16 protein-coding genes are annotated in these 17,402 nt (G+C 43.1%); 7 read left to right on the top strand and 9 right to left on the bottom strand.

Going from position 1 to position 17,402, the window contains the following annotated elements:
• Positions 1-11 precede the first annotated feature (11 nt).
• Positions 12-1,205, top strand: coding sequence for an acyl-CoA dehydrogenase family protein (locus ACTWP7_RS01415; protein WP_443121726.1), 1,194 nt, complete (start codon positions 12-14; stop codon positions 1,203-1,205).
• Positions 1,206-1,973: 768 nt separating this feature from the next.
• Here the strand turns inward: ACTWP7_RS01415 and ACTWP7_RS01410 are convergent.
• The 3 genes from ACTWP7_RS01410 to ACTWP7_RS01400 all read right to left on the bottom strand — a co-directional run bounded on the left by ACTWP7_RS01410 (position 1,974) and on the right by ACTWP7_RS01400 (position 4,829).
• Positions 1,974-2,435 carry a lipocalin-like domain-containing protein gene (locus ACTWP7_RS01410; protein ID WP_443121725.1) on the bottom strand — a complete coding sequence of 154 codons (462 nt, stop codon included), beginning with the start codon at positions 2,433-2,435 and terminating at the stop codon, positions 1,974-1,976.
• A gap of 183 nt (positions 2,436-2,618) precedes the next feature.
• Positions 2,619-3,419 carry an RNA-guided endonuclease TnpB family protein gene (locus tag ACTWP7_RS01405; RefSeq protein WP_443121724.1) on the bottom strand — a complete coding sequence of 267 codons (801 nt, stop codon included), beginning with the start codon at positions 3,417-3,419 and terminating at the stop codon, positions 2,619-2,621.
• A gap of 201 nt (positions 3,420-3,620) precedes the next feature.
• Complete coding sequence (locus ACTWP7_RS01400; protein ID WP_014642164.1) at positions 3,621-4,829, bottom strand: Bcr/CflA family efflux MFS transporter; 1,209 nt, start codon at positions 4,827-4,829, stop codon at positions 3,621-3,623.
• 301 nt (positions 4,830-5,130) lie between these two features.
• On the opposite strand from ACTWP7_RS01400, the gene ACTWP7_RS01395 reads away from it, so the two are divergent.
• The 4 genes from ACTWP7_RS01395 to ACTWP7_RS01380 all read left to right on the top strand — a co-directional run bounded on the left by ACTWP7_RS01395 (position 5,131) and on the right by ACTWP7_RS01380 (position 8,576).
• Positions 5,131-5,757 carry a YczE/YyaS/YitT family protein gene (locus tag ACTWP7_RS01395; protein ID WP_443121723.1) on the top strand — a complete coding sequence of 209 codons (627 nt, stop codon included), beginning with the start codon at positions 5,131-5,133 and terminating at the stop codon, positions 5,755-5,757.
• A gap of 261 nt (positions 5,758-6,018) precedes the next feature.
• On the top strand, positions 6,019-6,792 hold the full coding sequence (locus tag ACTWP7_RS01390) for an N-acetylmuramoyl-L-alanine amidase (protein ID WP_443121722.1): 774 nt from the start codon (positions 6,019-6,021) through the stop codon (positions 6,790-6,792).
• Between the two features lie 129 nt (positions 6,793-6,921).
• The gene (bshB2, locus tag ACTWP7_RS01385) at positions 6,922-7,611 is read left to right on the top strand and encodes a bacillithiol biosynthesis deacetylase BshB2 (RefSeq protein WP_443121721.1); all 690 of its coding nucleotides are present in this window, start codon (positions 6,922-6,924) and stop codon (positions 7,609-7,611) included.
• Positions 7,612-7,781: 170 nt separating this feature from the next.
• Positions 7,782-8,576 carry a FixH family protein gene (locus ACTWP7_RS01380; protein WP_443121720.1) on the top strand — a complete coding sequence of 265 codons (795 nt, stop codon included), beginning with the start codon at positions 7,782-7,784 and terminating at the stop codon, positions 8,574-8,576.
• Positions 8,577-8,620: 44 nt separating this feature from the next.
• On the opposite strand, the gene typA is transcribed toward ACTWP7_RS01380, so the two are convergent.
• Positions 8,621-10,462, bottom strand: coding sequence for a translational GTPase TypA (gene typA / locus ACTWP7_RS01375; RefSeq protein ID WP_224893248.1), 1,842 nt, complete (start codon positions 10,460-10,462; stop codon positions 8,621-8,623).
• 220 nt (positions 10,463-10,682) lie between these two features.
• Between typA and ACTWP7_RS01370 the strand changes: the two genes are divergently transcribed.
• Positions 10,683-11,633 (top strand): RluA family pseudouridine synthase, encoded by a 951-nt coding sequence (locus ACTWP7_RS01370; protein WP_443121719.1) that lies wholly within the window; start codon positions 10,683-10,685, stop codon positions 11,631-11,633.
• A gap of 291 nt (positions 11,634-11,924) precedes the next feature.
• Here the strand turns inward: ACTWP7_RS01370 and ACTWP7_RS01365 are convergent, their stop codons facing one another.
• The 3 genes from ACTWP7_RS01365 to ACTWP7_RS01355 form a co-directional block, all read right to left on the bottom strand.
• Positions 11,925-12,404: an SRPBCC family protein gene (locus ACTWP7_RS01365; protein ID WP_443121718.1), complete on the bottom strand. Its 480-nt coding sequence runs from the start codon at positions 12,402-12,404 to the stop codon at positions 11,925-11,927.
• Positions 12,405-13,138: 734 nt separating this feature from the next.
• Positions 13,139-13,438 (bottom strand): 4a-hydroxytetrahydrobiopterin dehydratase, encoded by a 300-nt coding sequence (locus tag ACTWP7_RS01360; protein ID WP_443121717.1) that lies wholly within the window; start codon positions 13,436-13,438, stop codon positions 13,139-13,141.
• Positions 13,439-13,466: 28 nt separating this feature from the next.
• Positions 13,467-15,245 (bottom strand): M3 family oligoendopeptidase, encoded by a 1,779-nt coding sequence (locus tag ACTWP7_RS01355; protein WP_443121716.1) that lies wholly within the window; start codon positions 15,243-15,245, stop codon positions 13,467-13,469.
• 162 nt (positions 15,246-15,407) lie between these two features.
• On the opposite strand from ACTWP7_RS01355, the gene ACTWP7_RS01350 reads away from it, so the two are divergent.
• The gene (locus ACTWP7_RS01350; protein WP_443121715.1) at positions 15,408-15,779 is read left to right on the top strand and encodes a PilZ domain-containing protein; all 372 of its coding nucleotides are present in this window, start codon (positions 15,408-15,410) and stop codon (positions 15,777-15,779) included.
• A 25-nt stretch (positions 15,780-15,804) separates the two neighbouring features.
• On the opposite strand, the gene ACTWP7_RS01345 is transcribed toward ACTWP7_RS01350, so the two are convergent.
• Both ACTWP7_RS01345 and ACTWP7_RS01340 read right to left on the bottom strand, forming a co-directional pair.
• Entirely contained in the window at positions 15,805-16,941 is a 1,137-nt protein-coding gene (locus ACTWP7_RS01345) for a mannitol-1-phosphate 5-dehydrogenase (RefSeq protein ID WP_443121714.1), read from the bottom strand.
• Positions 16,942-16,944: 3 nt separating this feature from the next.
• Positions 16,945-17,382, bottom strand: coding sequence for a PTS sugar transporter subunit IIA (locus tag ACTWP7_RS01340; RefSeq protein WP_443121713.1), 438 nt, complete (start codon positions 17,380-17,382; stop codon positions 16,945-16,947).
• Positions 17,383-17,402 lie beyond the last annotated feature (20 nt).

The following is a 17,402-nucleotide window of genomic DNA, read 5'->3' as shown; positions in this document are numbered from 1 at the left end:
GGAGAGATCTTATGGATTTTGATTTCAGTGAAGAGCAGGTCATGCTCCGCAGGACAGTGCGCGGATTTGTGGATAAGGAAATCATGCCGTATATCGGAGAGTGGGATGCGAATGGAAAATTTGATCCAAACTTGTTAAAAAAACTGGCTGACTTAGGTCTTATGGGCGTCTGTATTCCAGAAAAATATGGTGGAAGCGGCATGGACTACAATTCCCTTGCTATCGTATGTGAAGAATTAGAGCGTGGAGATACGGCCTTCCGAACCGCTGTGTCTGTCCATACTGGTCTTAACAGCATGACGCTATTGCAATGGGGAACGGATGAACAAAAACAGCGGTACTTAGTTCCGCAGGCAAAGGGGGAAAAAATAGGAGGATTTGGACTTACAGAACCCGGGGCTGGCTCTGATGTCGCCGCACTCCAAACAACCGCGAGGCAGGATGGCGACGCATATGTGCTTACCGGACAGAAGACGTGGATCTCCCTTTGTGATTCGGCCGATTATTTTCTCGTTTTCGCCTATACCGACAAAAGTAAAAAGCATCACGGCATTTCAGCCTTTATCGTGGAACGAACCATGACAGGGTTCTCTTCAAAAGGTATCAAAGGAAAATTAGGCATACGCGCCGGAAATACAGGAGAATTATTTTTCGATCAAGTCAGAGTACCTAAAGAAAACTTGGTCGGCGCTGAGGGCGATGGGTTTAAGATTGCTATGGCTGCATTGGATAATGGCCGTTTTACGGTGGCGGCCGGGGCTTGCGGTCAAATCATGGCTTGTCTCGAGGCAAGTGTTGATTACTGCCATGAGCGTCATACGTTCGGAAAGGAAATTGGAAGGCATCAGCTGGTCCAGCAAATGATTGCGAATATGGAAGCTGGTCTTCAAATGAGTCGTCTCCTCGTCTATCGGGCCGGGGAGATGAAGAATCAAGGTGTTCGTAATACGCGGGAAACTTCCCTTGCTAAATGGCAGGCCTGCAATTTTGCGAATCAGGCTGCGGATGATGCCGTTCAAATTCATGGAGCTTATGGGTACTCCAACGAATATCCGGTTGAACGTTATTTACGTAACTCTAAGGCACCCGTCATCTATGAGGGAACAAGGGAAATTCACACCATTATGCAGGCTGAATACGTCCTTGGTTATCGGAAGGATAAACCGCTAAGCCAAACGCTCCCTGCCTGGCCGTCCAAATCCTGATTTAAAAAAGAAAGGCGCCTATTCCTAGATTAGCGCCTTTCTTTATGGTTATCTTCAAGATATTAATAAAAGAGTTCTTCCACAATAGGATCGGATAGTGGAAGAATCGACTTCGAGATATTGGGTGTGAAAGGGGCGGAAGGGAACGACTCGCTTTCCGCGGGCATGTGCTGAGCTTCCTAGGGCTTAACAGCCCTGCGGGATCTCACCGATCATGTTCATCCCGCAGGAGTCTTCGCCGTTCCCTTCCGCCCCTTTGCGATCATGGAGAGCTCGAAAACCTCGGCATAATTGCCTTCCAATGAACAAGGATCATCTATAATCCACCCTGAGTTTTAATGTTTGTTAATGTGAACCCCTGTTATAGAAGCATTTGAGGCAGATGGTATGGCTCCATTCTCCTATTGCAGGCCTGTTCACTAGATATCGCTTGGGCGGAGGAGGAAACGACGAGACTCCCACGGGAGAAGGAGCTAGGCGAGACCCCACAAGGAGTGAAACGACTGAGGAGGCTTGCCAGTTCCCCCGTAGGAAAGTGTTCAAATGTGGAATCACCCCGAAAGACACGACGAGCCTAAGCCGACCATCAAAAGGATTGTGGTTTTTCAATCCGTTGATGAGCGGCTTATGTCTCGAGTGTCTGGGTGACGGAACAAGACGAGTTGTTTCCGTAGCCGCCCTCACCATCTTTCTGCAACGGGCCTGAGTTATCTCGAAACTGAGTCTTATAGAAAAGGGAGCTTTTCTGAAACATCATACTTGTTATTTTTACGAGAGGGAGTCTGCTCTTTCCCAGATTAATTGTGTATTCTTTTCCTGCCCCTGAATAAAAACCGGCTGGCTGTTAATAATCAATCGGTCTCCTTCAAATTGAACGTAACGCGGCTGCGTATCGCCTTCCCAGTTCGGATTCAAACTTACCGTCATATAGTGCTCAACCATGCTTTTCCCTGAATCTATTTCGTATGTCCCAGAGTAGGCAAGATACCCTTTGGCAGCTGCTGCGACCGCCTTGGTCGGACCCGTATGGATGCCGCCTGCTGCATAGGCAAGCCGTCGTGAACTCATAATTTGAACAGACATATAGCCATCTTCGTGGTAAATAGCGATTCCCGAGGCATCTTTGCCCATTGGATGATTGGATACGCCCCTTGAATCTGTCACCTGATAATTAACGAGTTTCCAAACCCCGGTCAATTTCTCCTTAAGTGTCCGCGCCTCTTCGTTCATCGTTAAACTCTCCTTACATGATCATTTGTTTATTATTTAGCCCATTCGTTTATTTTAACAAAAAAAGTACGAGATATTTTATAATTTGCCTTGTCTCAAATTGAACTACCCCCACTTACTCGCTGACGCTCCTTGAAGTTGGGGGATTCCTAAGAGCACAAACCTAACGGTTCGTTCAAATGATTAGGCTAGCCCCGTCGCACCGACGGTTGGAAGGATCCTTTGAATCTCCTTCAATATATTGAAGCTCGCATTTAGATCGCGGTCGTGGTGGCTTCCACAATTTGGGCAGTTCCACGTTCGAACAGCGAGATTCTTCACCCTTCGGGAAAGGATACGTTGAGCTTTTGCTAGTTTCTTTTCGGTCTTACGTAGGTATCGTGGGTTTTCATAGGTGGTGCCATTCGAGAGAACAGCGAAGTCTTTCAATCCGAGATCAATGCCTACAGAGGAGTTGGTTTTAGGAAGTCTCTCGACTTTTGTATCAACAAGAATAGAAACAAAATGTTTACCTGAAGGATTCCGCCTAACAGTTGCGCTTAAAATACGCCCTTCTACTTCACGACTTTTAGCAAACAACACCCAGCCTACCTTTGGTAGCTTCACTTTATTACCGTCGATTCTGATATTGTCTTTGTTGTATTGAGCGGGATAAGATTGCTTTCTATTCTTTTTAGACTTGAATTTTGGTCTATTGTTAAGTTTCTTAAAAAAGCGATCGAAAGAATCTGCAAGATCCCTCAGCGAATTTTGCAGAGCTGTACTATCAACTTCTTTTAACCATTGGAAATCTTGTTTGATTTGTGTCAGTTGTTTAATGCATTTTGCATAAGACAAACCTTTACCAGAAAGTTTGTAAGCATTGTTCCACTTGGAGAGGAAATGATTAAACACAAAACGTGAGCATCCGATGGATTTAGCAATTAACGTTGTTTGTTCTTTACTAGGATAAATGCGAAATTTATAAGCTTTGTGCGTCACCATTTTCACCTCCGTACAGGAACTTATGTTCTCATTTTAGAATACCATACGACCGTAAAAATAGAAAACGAAAACCTTCGCCTGGAGGCGAAGGCATTCATCTCCCCCTTACCACTGGTCTTCGACACAGTGCTTGAAGAGGGAGGCTTCTGCCGATAAATGCTAAAAAGACCCAGACACGTGCAAAGCGTCTGGATCTTTCATTTAAACTTGTGCGGCTTGATTTTTGCTCGTTAGCGTAAAGAAAGCAATCGAACCAATGGAGGCGGTAATAAATAACGTGGCTCCCATTGGAACAGCGGTACTTTCATCCAGACCGACAAGCGGAGAGACCATCGATCCAAACAATAGAGGCAGCATCCCTAAAACAGCACTGGCACTTCCTGCCCGATGCCCCTGATGTTCCATGGCAAGCGTAAAGGTACTGGTTAAAACCATTCCCATAGCCGTCATGTATATAAAAATAGGGATAACAAGCGAAGCCAGCGGTCCTTCAATAATCGTCATAATTAAAAGAAATGAGGTAGCACTCACAGCCGTAATGACTGCTGCTCGAAGCAGGCTTCTCTCATGAATTATGCCGCCCAGGCGGCCTATAAGAAAGCTTCCCGTAATAATCGCCAGACCATTGATGCCAAACAAAACACTGAAAACCTGTGGAGACACGCCGTAAATACCCTGATACACAAACGGAGTTCCCGACACGTACGCAAAGCTTCCGCCGTGTACAAATCCGATCGTTAACGCATAACCAATAAAGGAACGATCCTTTAAGAGCCTCCCAATCGTTTTTATGGACTCCCGAATTGAACTTGGAATTCTCTTTTCAGGCGGAAGGGTTTCTTTTAACTTCAGGGCAATCGTGGATACGATGATCAAACCTAGCAGGCAGAGGAAATAAAAGATCGTATGCCACGTTGCAAATGGTAATAGCAAAATAGCTCCCCCTGTCATAGGTGCAATCATCGGTGCTGTTGCATTGATGACCATTAACAGAGCAAAGAACTTTGTAAGCTCTCTTCCATCGAAAACATCACGCACAACCGCGCGGGATAGGACAATACCTGCTGAAGCTGTAAACCCTTGAATAAAACGCGCTATTATTAATATGTAGATATTAGGAGCGAGCGCGCAAAGCAGGGAAGCAACCGCAAATAAAAATATGAACAGAAGCAAAGGCTTCCTCCTGCCCTGGGCATCACTAATCGGCCCTACCACAATCTGTCCGATCGCAAGTCCGATTAAACAAGCCGTCAAACTCAACTGTACGAGTGATGCAGAAGCATTTAAATCCGAGGCAATTCCCGGGAAGCTTGGTAAATACATATCTATATTCAGCGGGCCTAAAATTCCGAGCATACCTAGAAGTAAAGCCAGACCCAGACGCTCTTTTCCTGTTGGATTATGTAGCATTAATCTCATACCTTTCTTTACGAAACCATTCGTTTATTTCCCACTGCTGTATATCCCCCGCTGTAAGAAGCTATTAAACTACGATTTTATCTTTCTTTAAACAATAAATCCACTTTTATGATTGAAAAACTTCGAGTCCTGCCCCTATTCCCCTGAACTACACAGCAAACTAGTAAAAATAATCCATATAACTTCCTCTATTGACGGCGTGGGGCACCGCTATTAGAATAGCCGAAGGAAAAAAGCAAAGGCTTTAAGTTTCAACTTATGAGAAAGATGAGGATTCACAATGCTATACCGTATGTCTATTTATATTCTTGGCATGTTTGTTAACTTTTTTGGTGTAGCCCTTTTGATAAAAGCCACATTAGGTGCAGGATTCTGGACCGCGTTATTTGTAGGATTATCTGATCGGCTTGGTTTTACTGTCGGAATCTGGTACGCAATTTTTCAATTGATTTTTATTTTTGTTAATGGCTGGCTTATGAAGCAAAAGCCAGAAGTAAGAGCTCTGCTCCCGCTCGTTTTAGAAAGTCTCATCCTGGACTTTTGGGTAGAAATTGTATTTAAAAATATGACGATGGCGTCTGCTCCATTTCTCGTTCAGCTAGCGTTATTGCTGATAGGTGTTACCTTCAGTGCGCTGGGTGTGTCGATTTATATTTTACCTCAGCTGCCGCGGGCACCTGTGGATCAACTATTTTTGGTGGTCGCCAAGAGATTTAATCTGAGCTTACGAGTGAGTCAAACGGCTATAGCTCTTACAACTTCCATCTCCGCTTTCTTTATCGGCGGGCCAGTCGGACTAGGAACCGCAGCTGGTGTGGCTTTTGCCGGTATAATGATTCAGTACTTTTACACGTATGGTTATCCATTATATTATCTATACCACCCTAACTACCGAGAGCGTTTTACACCCGTGTTATAAAGCTCAAGCCCTCTGCTATTTGGCAGAGGGCTTTTATTATTTATTTTTCCTATTCGTAATGTCTATATTTTTACAACTATCACTATTTTACTAACCCGGAAATAAGTACTAATGAGGAATATTTATCCATAAGTCTATATGAATTCCATATATTGCCTAACGATATTTTCATCTTCCTGTAAATATACCCAGTCCACTAAGACTCTTTCTTCATCTACTATAGTAGGTTCTTGAAAGAGCCAACCTTAAAGGAGTGATAACATGCCTAAGTTAATAGCTTTAGATGACGGTCATGGGATAAATACAGCTGGAAAACGAACGCCCTTTATACCTGAAATCGGCAGATCCATTCGTGAAAATGAATTTAATAGGGCCGTAGTCAACCTGTTGAAGGTAGAACTTGAGAGATGTGGTTTTAAGACTTTATTAGTATCTCCTACAGACGAGGATACTCCCTTAAAACAGAGAACAGATACAGCCAATAGTAATAAAGCGGATGCTTATATCTCTATCCATTACAATGCTTTTGACGGAACATTCAGTGGGGAAAACCCAAGTGGAATGGAGATCTTTGTTTATAATGGACAATTGAATAAGGAATCTGGAAAACTGGCCAATGCTGTAGCTAAGTACTTGCGCCAGGGTACCCCCCAACGATTTCGCGGAATAAAAGAAGCTAATTTCCATGTATTACGCGAAACGAATATGATTGCTATTTTGACAGAGAATGGGTTTATGGATAATAAGAATGAAGCTCTTCTGATGATTGATAGAGATTTTCAAAACGAAGTTGCTGTCGAACATGCGAAAGGAATCTGTGAATACTTCAATGTAGCTTATGTACCTGCGGTAGTTCCGGGAGACACTGGATTTAAGGATGTACCTAATGATCTATATTCGGCTGCTGCTATTAAACGAGCCAAAGCCCTGGGTCTATTGGAAGGGTATCCCAACGGGAACTTCGGCCCTAATGATTTCCTAAAACGCGGAGACTTTGCCATTGCTCTCGTGAAGCTATATGATTTATTGAAATAAATCTGACGGCTTTTTAACAGGATATATGTTTTACTACTTCCCCCTGCTCTGTACAAACAAATAGCTTTAAAATTAAAGCAAATTACGTAATAATATTAAAATAGGAATCCTGCAAAAGGAGTGAATTAGATGATTGAACAAGAACGGCACGTGCTCGTTATTTTTCCACACCCTGACGATGAAGCATTCGGAGTGTCTGGAACGATCGCGTCCTATATAAAGCAAGGCACCCCCTTAACTTATGCGTGTCTTACACTCGGGGAAATGGGAAGGAATCTAGGCAAACCCCCATTCGCAACTAGAGAAACTCTGCCGGATATCCGCCGTAAAGAATTAAAAAAAGCGGCAGAAGCAGTGGGAATTGAAGACCTCCGTATGATGGGGCTTCGGGATAAAACACTCGAGTTCGAAGATGATCAACAAATGAAGCAAATGGTACGAGATTTAATTGATGAGCTGGAGCCTTCTTTAGTTATCAGTTTCTACCCCGGTTTTGCCGTTCATCCCGATCATGAAGCCACGGCACGAGCAGTAGTTCGAGCGCTTCGTGAGATGGAACCGGACGAACGGCCCAAATTTCATGCGATTGCTTTCGCTAACGACACAGAAGAAAAGTTAGGAGAGCCGGATGTAGTGAACGATATTCAATCCGTACAAACAGAAAAGCTGAACGCAATGCGTGCCCATATCTCTCAAACTGCACGGATGCTTGAGATGCTGGAAGAAGGCATTAAAATCAAAGATCCTGAAGCTATGAAGTGGGTCACTAATGAACGTTTTTATACGTATAAAGATTGGTCCATAGACCCCGGGAGATAAAAGAAAAGGAAGGTTGGCTCTATAAGAGTGCAGCCTTTTTTTCTTGTTGTCTGACCATAAGATGTGCAGGTAGTAGTTCCTTCTGTCACAGGAATGTCTAAAAACGCACATTTTGGTTTAAGATAGAAATGTTATGATGAAAGACAGAAACTACGGAAAGGAGTCTGATCATGAATCGATTGCTATGGAGTTTACTCGTATTTATATTTATTTTACTATTAGCTGCTTGCGGAACGAATGAACAAAGCCAGCAGAATAACGAAACAAGCTCTTCGGAGGATCAAGTAGCTGAAATTCCAGAAGTAGAGGTAAAGTTTGGAGAGCAGCCACTTCCCGTAAAAGAGAAAACAAACATTGAAGCAGTCGTCACACAGGGAAGTGAACCTGTAGAAGACGCTGATTATGTAGATTTTGAAATTTGGAACAATTCACAAGGTCAGGAAAGTTCCAAAACCATTGAGGCAGAGCATACAGGTGACGGAATCTATACGATCGAATATACTTTCGATTCTTCAGGTACCTATCAAGTTATTGCGCATACACAAGTAGGAGACCTGCATACGATGCCTCAGGTTGAAGTAAAAGTTGGAGAAGAACAGTCAGCTACTTCTGATGATAGCAACTCACACAGTCACGAGGATTCACAAGGGCACGACGAAATGAAAGAGAAATTCATGGTTCATTTTATGAAGGAAGAAGGCTTTAAAGCTGGAGAGGAAGCGCAGCTAACCACCCACATCAATCAGATGGAACAGCCATTTGAAGATGGTCTGGTGCGTTTTGAAATCAATTCCGAGCAATTGGATCAGCATATTTATGTGGATGCCAAAGAGCAAGAACCTGGAGAATACACAGCCGCTCACACTTTCCCTGCTGCTGGTGAGTATACCGTTACCATCCATTATGAAAAACCGGACCAGGATATTCACGGCCACCAGGAAGAGACAGTTGAAGTGACAGAGTAAAAAAAGGCCTGAGCCTCTATAAAGAGGTTCAGGCCTTTTTGTTATTAAATATCAGCGTTTTGCAGTTTTTTCTGCTTCGCCATTTTTTCACGTTCGTTTTTGTTCAAGTATTTCTTACGAAGACGTACGTTTTCAGGTGTTACTTCGCAATACTCATCGTCATCCAGATACTCAATCGCTTCTTCAAGCGTCATTTTACGAGTTTTCTTGATGGTATTTGTCGTGTCTTTGTTAGCGGAACGCACGTTCGTTAAATGTTTTTCTTTAGTTATATTAACGGTAAGGTCGTTTTCGCGGTTGTGCTCTCCTACAATCATTCCTTCATAAACTTCAGTACCCGGTTCTACGAAAATAGTTCCCCGGTCCTCAAGGTTCATGATTCCGTAAGTGGAAGCTTTTCCTTTATCAAGGGAAACAAGCACACCTTCACGGCGACCGCCGACTTGACCTTTTGTTAATGGAGCGTAGCCATCAAACGTATGGTTCAAAATTCCGTAACCGCGCGTCTGAGTCATAAATTCAGTGGAATATCCAATCAATCCGCGAGATGGTACAAGGAATTCAAGACGAACTTGACCATTGCCGTCGTTGACCATATCCTGCATTTCACCTTTACGGTAACCAATGGATTCCATAACACCGCCCTGATATTCTTCAGGCGTGTCGATTTGAACGCGTTCAACCGGCTCACAAACCTGTCCGTCAATCTCTTTCAAGATAACTTTCGGCTTGGATAATTGAAGTTCAAAACCTTCACGGCGCATGTTCTCTACTAGAATGGACAGGTGAAGCTCACCACGGCCGGATACGGTAAAGGCATCTGGAGAATCCGTAGGCTCAACACGAAGACTGACATCCGTCTCTAATTGAGTCAATAGACGCTCTTCGATCTGACGGGAAGTTACATATTTACCTTCACGTCCAGCAAATGGGCTGTTATTAACAAGGAACGTCATTTGAAGCGTCGGCTCATCAATACGAGGAATTTCCATTGCTTCCTGATTATCAGGAGGGCAGACGGTTTCTCCTACGTTAATGTCCTCAAGTCCTGCAAGCGCAATAATATCTCCAGCCTTAGCTTCTTCGATTTCTATACGCTTAAGTCCAATGAAACCAAAGAGTTTGGACACTCTGAAGTTTTTCACTGATCCGTCCTTCTTCATAAGAGAGACCTGCTGTCCCACTTTGATACTGCCTCTAAAGACGCGGCCTACACCAATACGCCCAAGATAATCGTTGTAATCCAAGAGCGTTACCTGGAACTGCAATGGCTCTTCTTTCGTATCTAAAGGAGCCGGGATATTGTTCATGATTAATTTGAAAATCGGATCCATCGTATCGTTCTGTTCTTCCGGCTCATCACCTGAAGTGCCGTTTAGAGCAGATGCATATACAACAGGGAATTCAAGCTGTTCATCGTCCGCACCAAGCTCGATGAACAGATCAAGGACTTCATCAATTACTTCACCGGGACGGGCATTCGGACGGTCAATTTTGTTCAATACAACTACGGGTGTTAACTTTTGTTCCAGTGCTTTTTTAAGCACGAAACGTGTTTGTGGCATACAGCCTTCATAAGCATCAACCACTAGAAGTACGCCATCAACCATTTTCAGAATACGTTCAACTTCTCCACCAAAATCGGCGTGACCTGGTGTATCAAGAATGTTGATCCGTGCATCATTATAGTTAATCGCGGTATTTTTCGCCAAAATCGTAATTCCGCGTTCTTTCTCTAAATCGTTTGAGTCCATCGCACGCTCGTCAACGTGCTCATTATCACGGAATGTTCCGGAGTAATGAAGCATTTGGTCAACCAATGTGGTTTTACCATGGTCAACGTGAGCGATGATCGCTATATTGCGAATATCATTTCTGTGTTGCATGAAGCACACACCTCTTTCGTTTCACTAATTATTCAACCCATCTATTATAACATAGTTATGCAGATGTCGATACCAGTCCACAATTCTTTACATAATCAACATAATAACCACTTTTCCTCTCTTATAAACTTAACAAAAAAGAATGCATTGGGTAAAATAGCCATTGCGTGAAGAAGAACATCCCGGGTAAAATAATGAGAATGCCGCACGATATCATTTAATGAAGTTAGGTGTGTATATGAAAACGAAAAGAATTGGAGAATGGCTGGAGGTTACTATACCAGAGAAATGGAACGGGTATACCATTGAACGGGTCATGAAAAAAGAATGGTTTGTGCCGAGAAAGCTGGTTCACGAATTCCGCTCCAACAAAGAATTGACGTTAAATAATGAAACCGCGAACTGGAAAGATACAAGAGTACAGGCAAACGACCTTTTAAGAATTCGATTATTCAAGCCTCGCCAGCTTGAGGTCACACCAGTGTACATGGACATCGACGTCGTCTATGAAGATGATCACCTGCTAGTTGTTAATAAACCTGCTGGATTATTTACCCATCCCAACACACCGGATGATCATCATACGCTGGTTAATGGTGTTGCTTTTTACTTTCAGATGAACGGTATTGAAGCCACCCCAAAGTATGTGCACCGTCTTGACAAGGACACATCGGGGGCGATCCTTTTTGCCAAACACGATTTGGCCATTGCCATGCTAGGAAAAGAACTGCAGGACCGAAATATTAAAAGAACATATATTGCGTGGGCCCATGGCCGGTTAAAGCCGAAAAAAGCTACGATAGATCAGCCTATCGGCAAAGACCGCCATCATCCGGTAAGACGTCGTGTTTCCCCAAATGGTCAGCCGGCTATTACGACTTATGAAGTGCTTGAATATGATAAAGCAAGAAAGGCTTCGCTGGTTACACTTAATCTCCAATCGGGACGGACACACCAGATTCGTGTGCACATGAGCTATTTAGGCCACCCACTTCTCGGTGACGAACTGTACGGAGGAGAAGAAAAAAATGGACTTTCTCAGGCTCTTCATGCCGCACGTCTGACATTTATCCACCCTTTTACCGAGAAGGAAGTTCGCTGTCTGGCTATGCCTCCGGAGGATTCGCCCTTCTTTAAGAAGGAGCACGTAGAAGCTTTGGAAAATTTGTAATAATTGTCTACTTTACGTAATGGATTTTGAGTAGAAGGTATGCTAATCTTGGCTTGTTAACCTTTTCATAGTAAGAGAGCACATAAACTAATAGATATAGAATGATTCGACGTCAGGACGAAGGGTTAACTTAACACCACATACAGAAAGCCGCTTTTAATTAAGAGCGGCTTTCCTAGCGTTTTGACGATTTTCTTAACTGTTTTTTCGTTCGATAGAAAAGCTTATCCTTCTTTTGTCTTCTTTCGAATCTGAAATAGCTTTTAATTTAATTCAGGTTTTTCTGATGAACTAGATGTCGGGATTGTCTCCTCTCATATATTCATCTTCTGCGATCTGCTTTAGATTTTCTGACCGGCGAGCGAGGAAATCCCTCATGTATTTTTTTAGAAATAACCGATTAAAAACTTTTCCTACAGGACCAAATGGAGATTCAAATTGTAAGATGTCCGTCATAAGCGTACCCCCATTCTGTTCCTCAAAAAGATGAACGTGGATAAGGGATTGAAAAGCCCCTTCTTCCATGCGGTCCACGAACTCATAAGGCGGATTCATGGAAATGATCCGAGCTGTCAAAGTCTGCCGGATCCCTAAGTGAATGGCTTCCCACGTCACGGTTTCTCCTTCATGTATTAATCCTTCCGTCACTCCCGCCACTGCCTTCTCTTTTGTATGAGGGACTGACTGGGGATGAAGGCTGATATTTCTGGCGATGTCAAAACAAAACTCGATCGGAACATCGATCCATATCGCAATTTTCACCACCGTCATTCCATTCCCTCCTTTAACATCTATGTTCAACGTTGTTGTTACTCTTAATAAGCTAGTTCATCCACAATAGGGCCGATTAGTTGAAGACTCAGTTTCGAGATATCTAAGGTCCGTTACGTTATAAGGTCAGGGGCTGGTGGGGAAATAACTCGCTTTCCTATGGGGGAACGGTGAGCTTCCTCGCTCGTTTCACTCGCTGCGGGATCTCACCTAGTTCCTTCTCCCATGGGAGTCTCGCCATTTCCCCACCAGCCCCACGTAATAAGGGAAACGGCCCCTTCGGAAAGAGAAGTTCTTGGCTTCCATCAACTGAGTGGAATGCTTATATACCAGGCGATTAAGCCAAATTATCTGCTTTTAAAGGCTTATCACCGCACCTCGTAAAGCTGATACGTTTTTGAGTAATTTCGAGCCTCTCATTCGGCCAGGTCCGGAGGGGGACGACGTAGACTCCTGCGGGATAAACATGATCGGTGAGACCCCGCAGAGCTTGCTCGAGGAGGCTCAGCACATGCCCGCGGAAAGCGAAATCGTCCCCCGAAGGACTGTCCTCTCAACCTAAATATCTCGAAACTGAGTCTTCAAGTAATGGGAGCTTTTATTTATTAGGCAGTGGTGTTTAATGGACATTCCGCTCCCTGACTTACGAACCATTGGTGTGGATTCCTTTATCATTCCTACTATAACTTAAGAAAGACCAGTGTGTTTTTTCCTTCTACTGGTCTTTCTTATTCTTACTTTATATTGCTGTATAAAATATCATATTTTTCTGCACATGCCAGATCAAGCTCCGTAAGTCCCTTGGCATTCCACGAAGTCAGCTTCATGGTGACCACTTTGTAATCGATACTGATGAAAGGATGATGCTGAATTTCTTCCGAATATTCGGCAACAAGATTAACAAAACGGATGCCGGAAAGAAAGTCTTCAAAGCGATAGCGTTTAACAATAAACTTGTTATCCGTCAATTTCCAGCCTTCTAATTCTTCTACTCGCTGCTGCTTTTCAACTTCAGGAATAAGCTTCTCTTCCATTTGAATTCCTCCTCATTAATCGTCCCGGTTATTTTGCGCTAAGCTCCATAAAGTCATTTAGATCTTTCATACAAAGATCCATAGCTTGTTCCCAGAATTCAGGCTTCTCTAAATCTACATCCAGATGCTTAGCTGCTAGTTCTTCTGTCGTCATACGACCCGTATCCTGCAACAGGGCAATGTAGTCATTTTCAAAATCACTGTCCGAGTTTAGAGCTTTCGCGTAAATACCCAGGCTGAACAAATAACCAAATGTATAAGGGAAATTATAGAATGGTACATCTGTAATGTGGAAATGAAGTTTGGATGCCCAAAAGGTTGGATCGTACTCATCCAGTGCCTCTTCATAAGCTTCCTTCTGTGCCTCAACCATAAGTTCGTTTAAGCGTTCAGCTGAAACCACTCCCTTTTTACGTTCTTCATAAAATCTGGTTTCAAACAAGAAACGGGCGTGGATGTTCATAAAGAAAGCAATACTCCTCTGAACTTTATCTTCAAGCAGCGTCATTTTTTCGGTGTCGTTTGCCGCATGCTTCACGGCTGCATCAGAAACAATCATCTCCGCAAATGTTGAAGCTGTCTCAGCCACGTTCATAGCGTATCCCTGATTCAAGGCAGGGAGATCATCCATTACGTGCTGATGATAGGCATGTCCCAGCTCATGGGCCAGCGTAGCAACATTAGATGGTGTACCGGAATAAGTCATAAAGATCCTTGTTTGTCCGCTGTCAGGAAAGCTTGTACAGAAACCTCCTGGCCTTTTGCCCGAACGATCTTCTGCTTCGATCCAGCGCTTTTCAAAAGCCATTTCTGCAAAATCTGCCATTTTTGGGCTAAACGAACGAAATTGCTGAGTAATAAACTCAGCTCCCTGTTGAAAACTCATTGTCTGTTCCGTTGAGCCTACAGGTGCTTCCACATCGTAAAAACTTAAACGCTCTATACCAAGCATATGAGCCTTTCTTTTTAAATAAGGAAGGTAATGTTTTTTGTATTTTGTGATCGTTTCCCACATTGTGTTCAAGGTCTTTTCACTCATTCGATTGTACTCAAGCGGTTCTTTCAGCACCCGCTCCCAACCTCTATATTTATAGGTTTGAAGTCTGAAACCTGACAGATGATTCAATGTCTCACTGAATAGATCCGTCTGTGCTTTCCAGGTGTTCTGGAGCTTATCAAAAACATCCTTCCGAACGGCGCGGTCGGGTGAGTTGAGCAAATTTGAGGCCTGACCTACGGAAAGCGTCTTTCCTTCATGTGTAATAGTTAATTTCCCAACAATAGCATCATACATTTGTCCCCAGGCGTGATATCCATCCACCCCTAAATCATTAATTAAGGACTCTTGCCGCAGCTCCAATTTGTCCTTGGCAGCCCTTCGTCGCTCATTAAGAATAAATTCCAACTGATGAAATGGAGCATGTTTCAATAACGATTTCCATACATCCTCATCCGTCTGAACTAATTTCTGATCGAATTGTGTGAGCAGATTTCCAAACGCAGCGCTGAGTTCATTCTGTCTGGACTGCCAGGCACCTGCTTTTTTATCATTTACATCCTGAGCATTCAAGCAGCTAATAAATGCCCCGATTTCTCCCAGTCGTTTCGTTACCAGTTGAATTTGATCTACAATTTCAGAGAGTTCCTTTGTCTGGTCGGTATTTTTGGGAGATGTGAATGAGTGTACAAGACTCTCTAACTTGCTAATTTCCTCTTCTGTTTTCAGAACGTAATTATGAAACTGTTCAGATTCACTGCCTCCTTCAAAAATCGTTTCTAAATTCCATGTTTTATGGAGTGTATTCATAACGTTCCCCTTTCTTTTATGTAAACATATTCACCTATCTTATTGTATCAGAATTTTCACACACAAGATAAAGTGAAACAACTCATAAAACGATAGATTGCTTTTCCAAGAATATTTTGGTATTTTCAATTAAAAGATGTCTTAGCCAGAAAGGTCGATTTCATGCGATACAGAAGAAATGAAACATTGCGATACACCTTCGAGGAGCCTCTCTCCGCTGGCTTTAAACTAATCAAGGTAGATAAAAAATCTGTCAATTCTTCCATGGGATCTGGCAGTGTTATAGACATTAGTCCTGGAGGGATGAGACTTGCTTCCGGTGTACATATACCCACTAGCAAAACCGTCCACTTATTCGTCGCCACCTCACTAGCCGGTCACGATCTTTCTTTTACAGCGGAAGTCATATGGATGAAGCCGGCTCACGGCCAATATCATTACGGCCTTGATTTTATCGGTGATCATCAAGAAGAAGTGATTCAGGCTTTAAAGAAACACAATCAAATAAAAGACAAAAAACCTCCAGAGGATTAAATTTCCTCTGGAGGTTTTTTAGTGATTATTTTGCTAAATGATGGACCTGTGCTTCAACTGCTTTGACAAGTCGATGATCGCTGTCCAACTCTGCGACTTCCTTAAAGGCATTGATTCTTCCTTTTTCAGTGATAAGCTTCTGCAGTTCAACAGCTTCCTGATCCTGCTCGTTCTCGTAGAATAAAGCAGCAGCTATAACCTCTGCAAGATGCATCGGATCTTTCTGTACGTATTCCAAATAAGAAACGGCCGGCTGTACCAGACGGTCATTTGGCCCGAGTTTTCGAATGGGTGCCCGTCCAACACGAGTAACTTCATCTGATAAGTCCGGGTTTTCGAAACGGCTGAGAATCGTTTCAATATATTCGTGGTGAACTTCCTCATCGAATTTATATTTTTCGATCAGAACCGCTCCTGATTCCTGAAGGGCTCCTCGAATTTTCTCTTTAATAGCTGGATCGCCCATAACCTGCTTAATCGTCTGGTAGCCATGGAATTTCCCTAAGTAGGCAGCCACTGCATGTCCCGTGTTCACCGTAAAAAGCTTACGCTCGATGTAAGGAGTCAAATCATCGACATACGTAATCCCCTTTATTTCCGGAGGATTTCCTTTAATAGCGGTAGTCTCTACTACCCATTCAAAATAAGGCTCCACCTTAACCGTTAATCGATCCTCCTGATGCTGATCCGGTACAATTCGATCCACAGCTGAATTCGGAAAGCCGATATTCTCAATAATCCAATCCTTTTCCTCAGCACCTGCGTGTTCAAGAACGTGATTTTTCAAAATTTCACTTCCGCCTACCATATTTTCGCAGGCAATCACGTTTCCTTTACCTTCTTTCTGAAGGAGACCCCGAGCTAAGACAGGCGCAATCGCAGACAGAATGTTGGGCCCGACAGCTGTAGTAATAATTTCAGCTTCCTCGATTGCTTTCACGACTGCCTGTTCATCGTTGATGCTGTTTAACCCTGATACATTCGTGACCTCAATAGAACGTTCTGTGCCGGCAAGATCCACGTGATAAGACCTTTTCTGGTTTAGTTCATTGATTAACTCACCATTCACATCTACAAATATGGTTTCATACCCTGCCTGCGATAACAGTGCGCCAATGAATCCTCTTCCGATACTTCCTGCTCCAAAGTGAACGGCTTTCATTTTTTAATTCACCTCATTAAAGATGCTGATAATTTCTTCTTTAGATTGAGCATTTAGAATGGTATCGATATTCTCTTCTTCTGAACATACAATCGCAATTTGGGAGAGGATCTGAAGGTGCTCGTCTCCTTTACCAGCGATGCCAATGAGCAATTTCACGATATTTCCATCACCAAAATCAACGCCTTCTGGAACTGTAACTACAGCAAGACCTGTTTCTTTCACTGATTTCTTTGCATCTTCCGTACCATGAGGGATGGCTACGTAGTTCCCCATAAAGGTAGAAGTCACTTCTTCTCTTTCCATCATTTTATCAATATAAGCTTCTTCTACATAACCACCATCGTGAAGCAAACCTCCTACATAGCGGATCGCTTCTTCTTTAGAGCTGAACTGTGCATTCAATTCAATCGTATTGGACGTTAAAATATTATCAGACATATTCATTCTCCTCTTTAAAT

The organism is Halobacillus sp. B29, from assembly GCF_052246755.1.
Lineage (GTDB): Bacteria > Bacillota > Bacilli > Bacillales > Halobacillaceae > Halobacillus > Halobacillus halophilus.
Note: the sequence above shows the minus strand (reverse complement) of the source record. Positions and strands in the feature narration are given on the sequence as shown.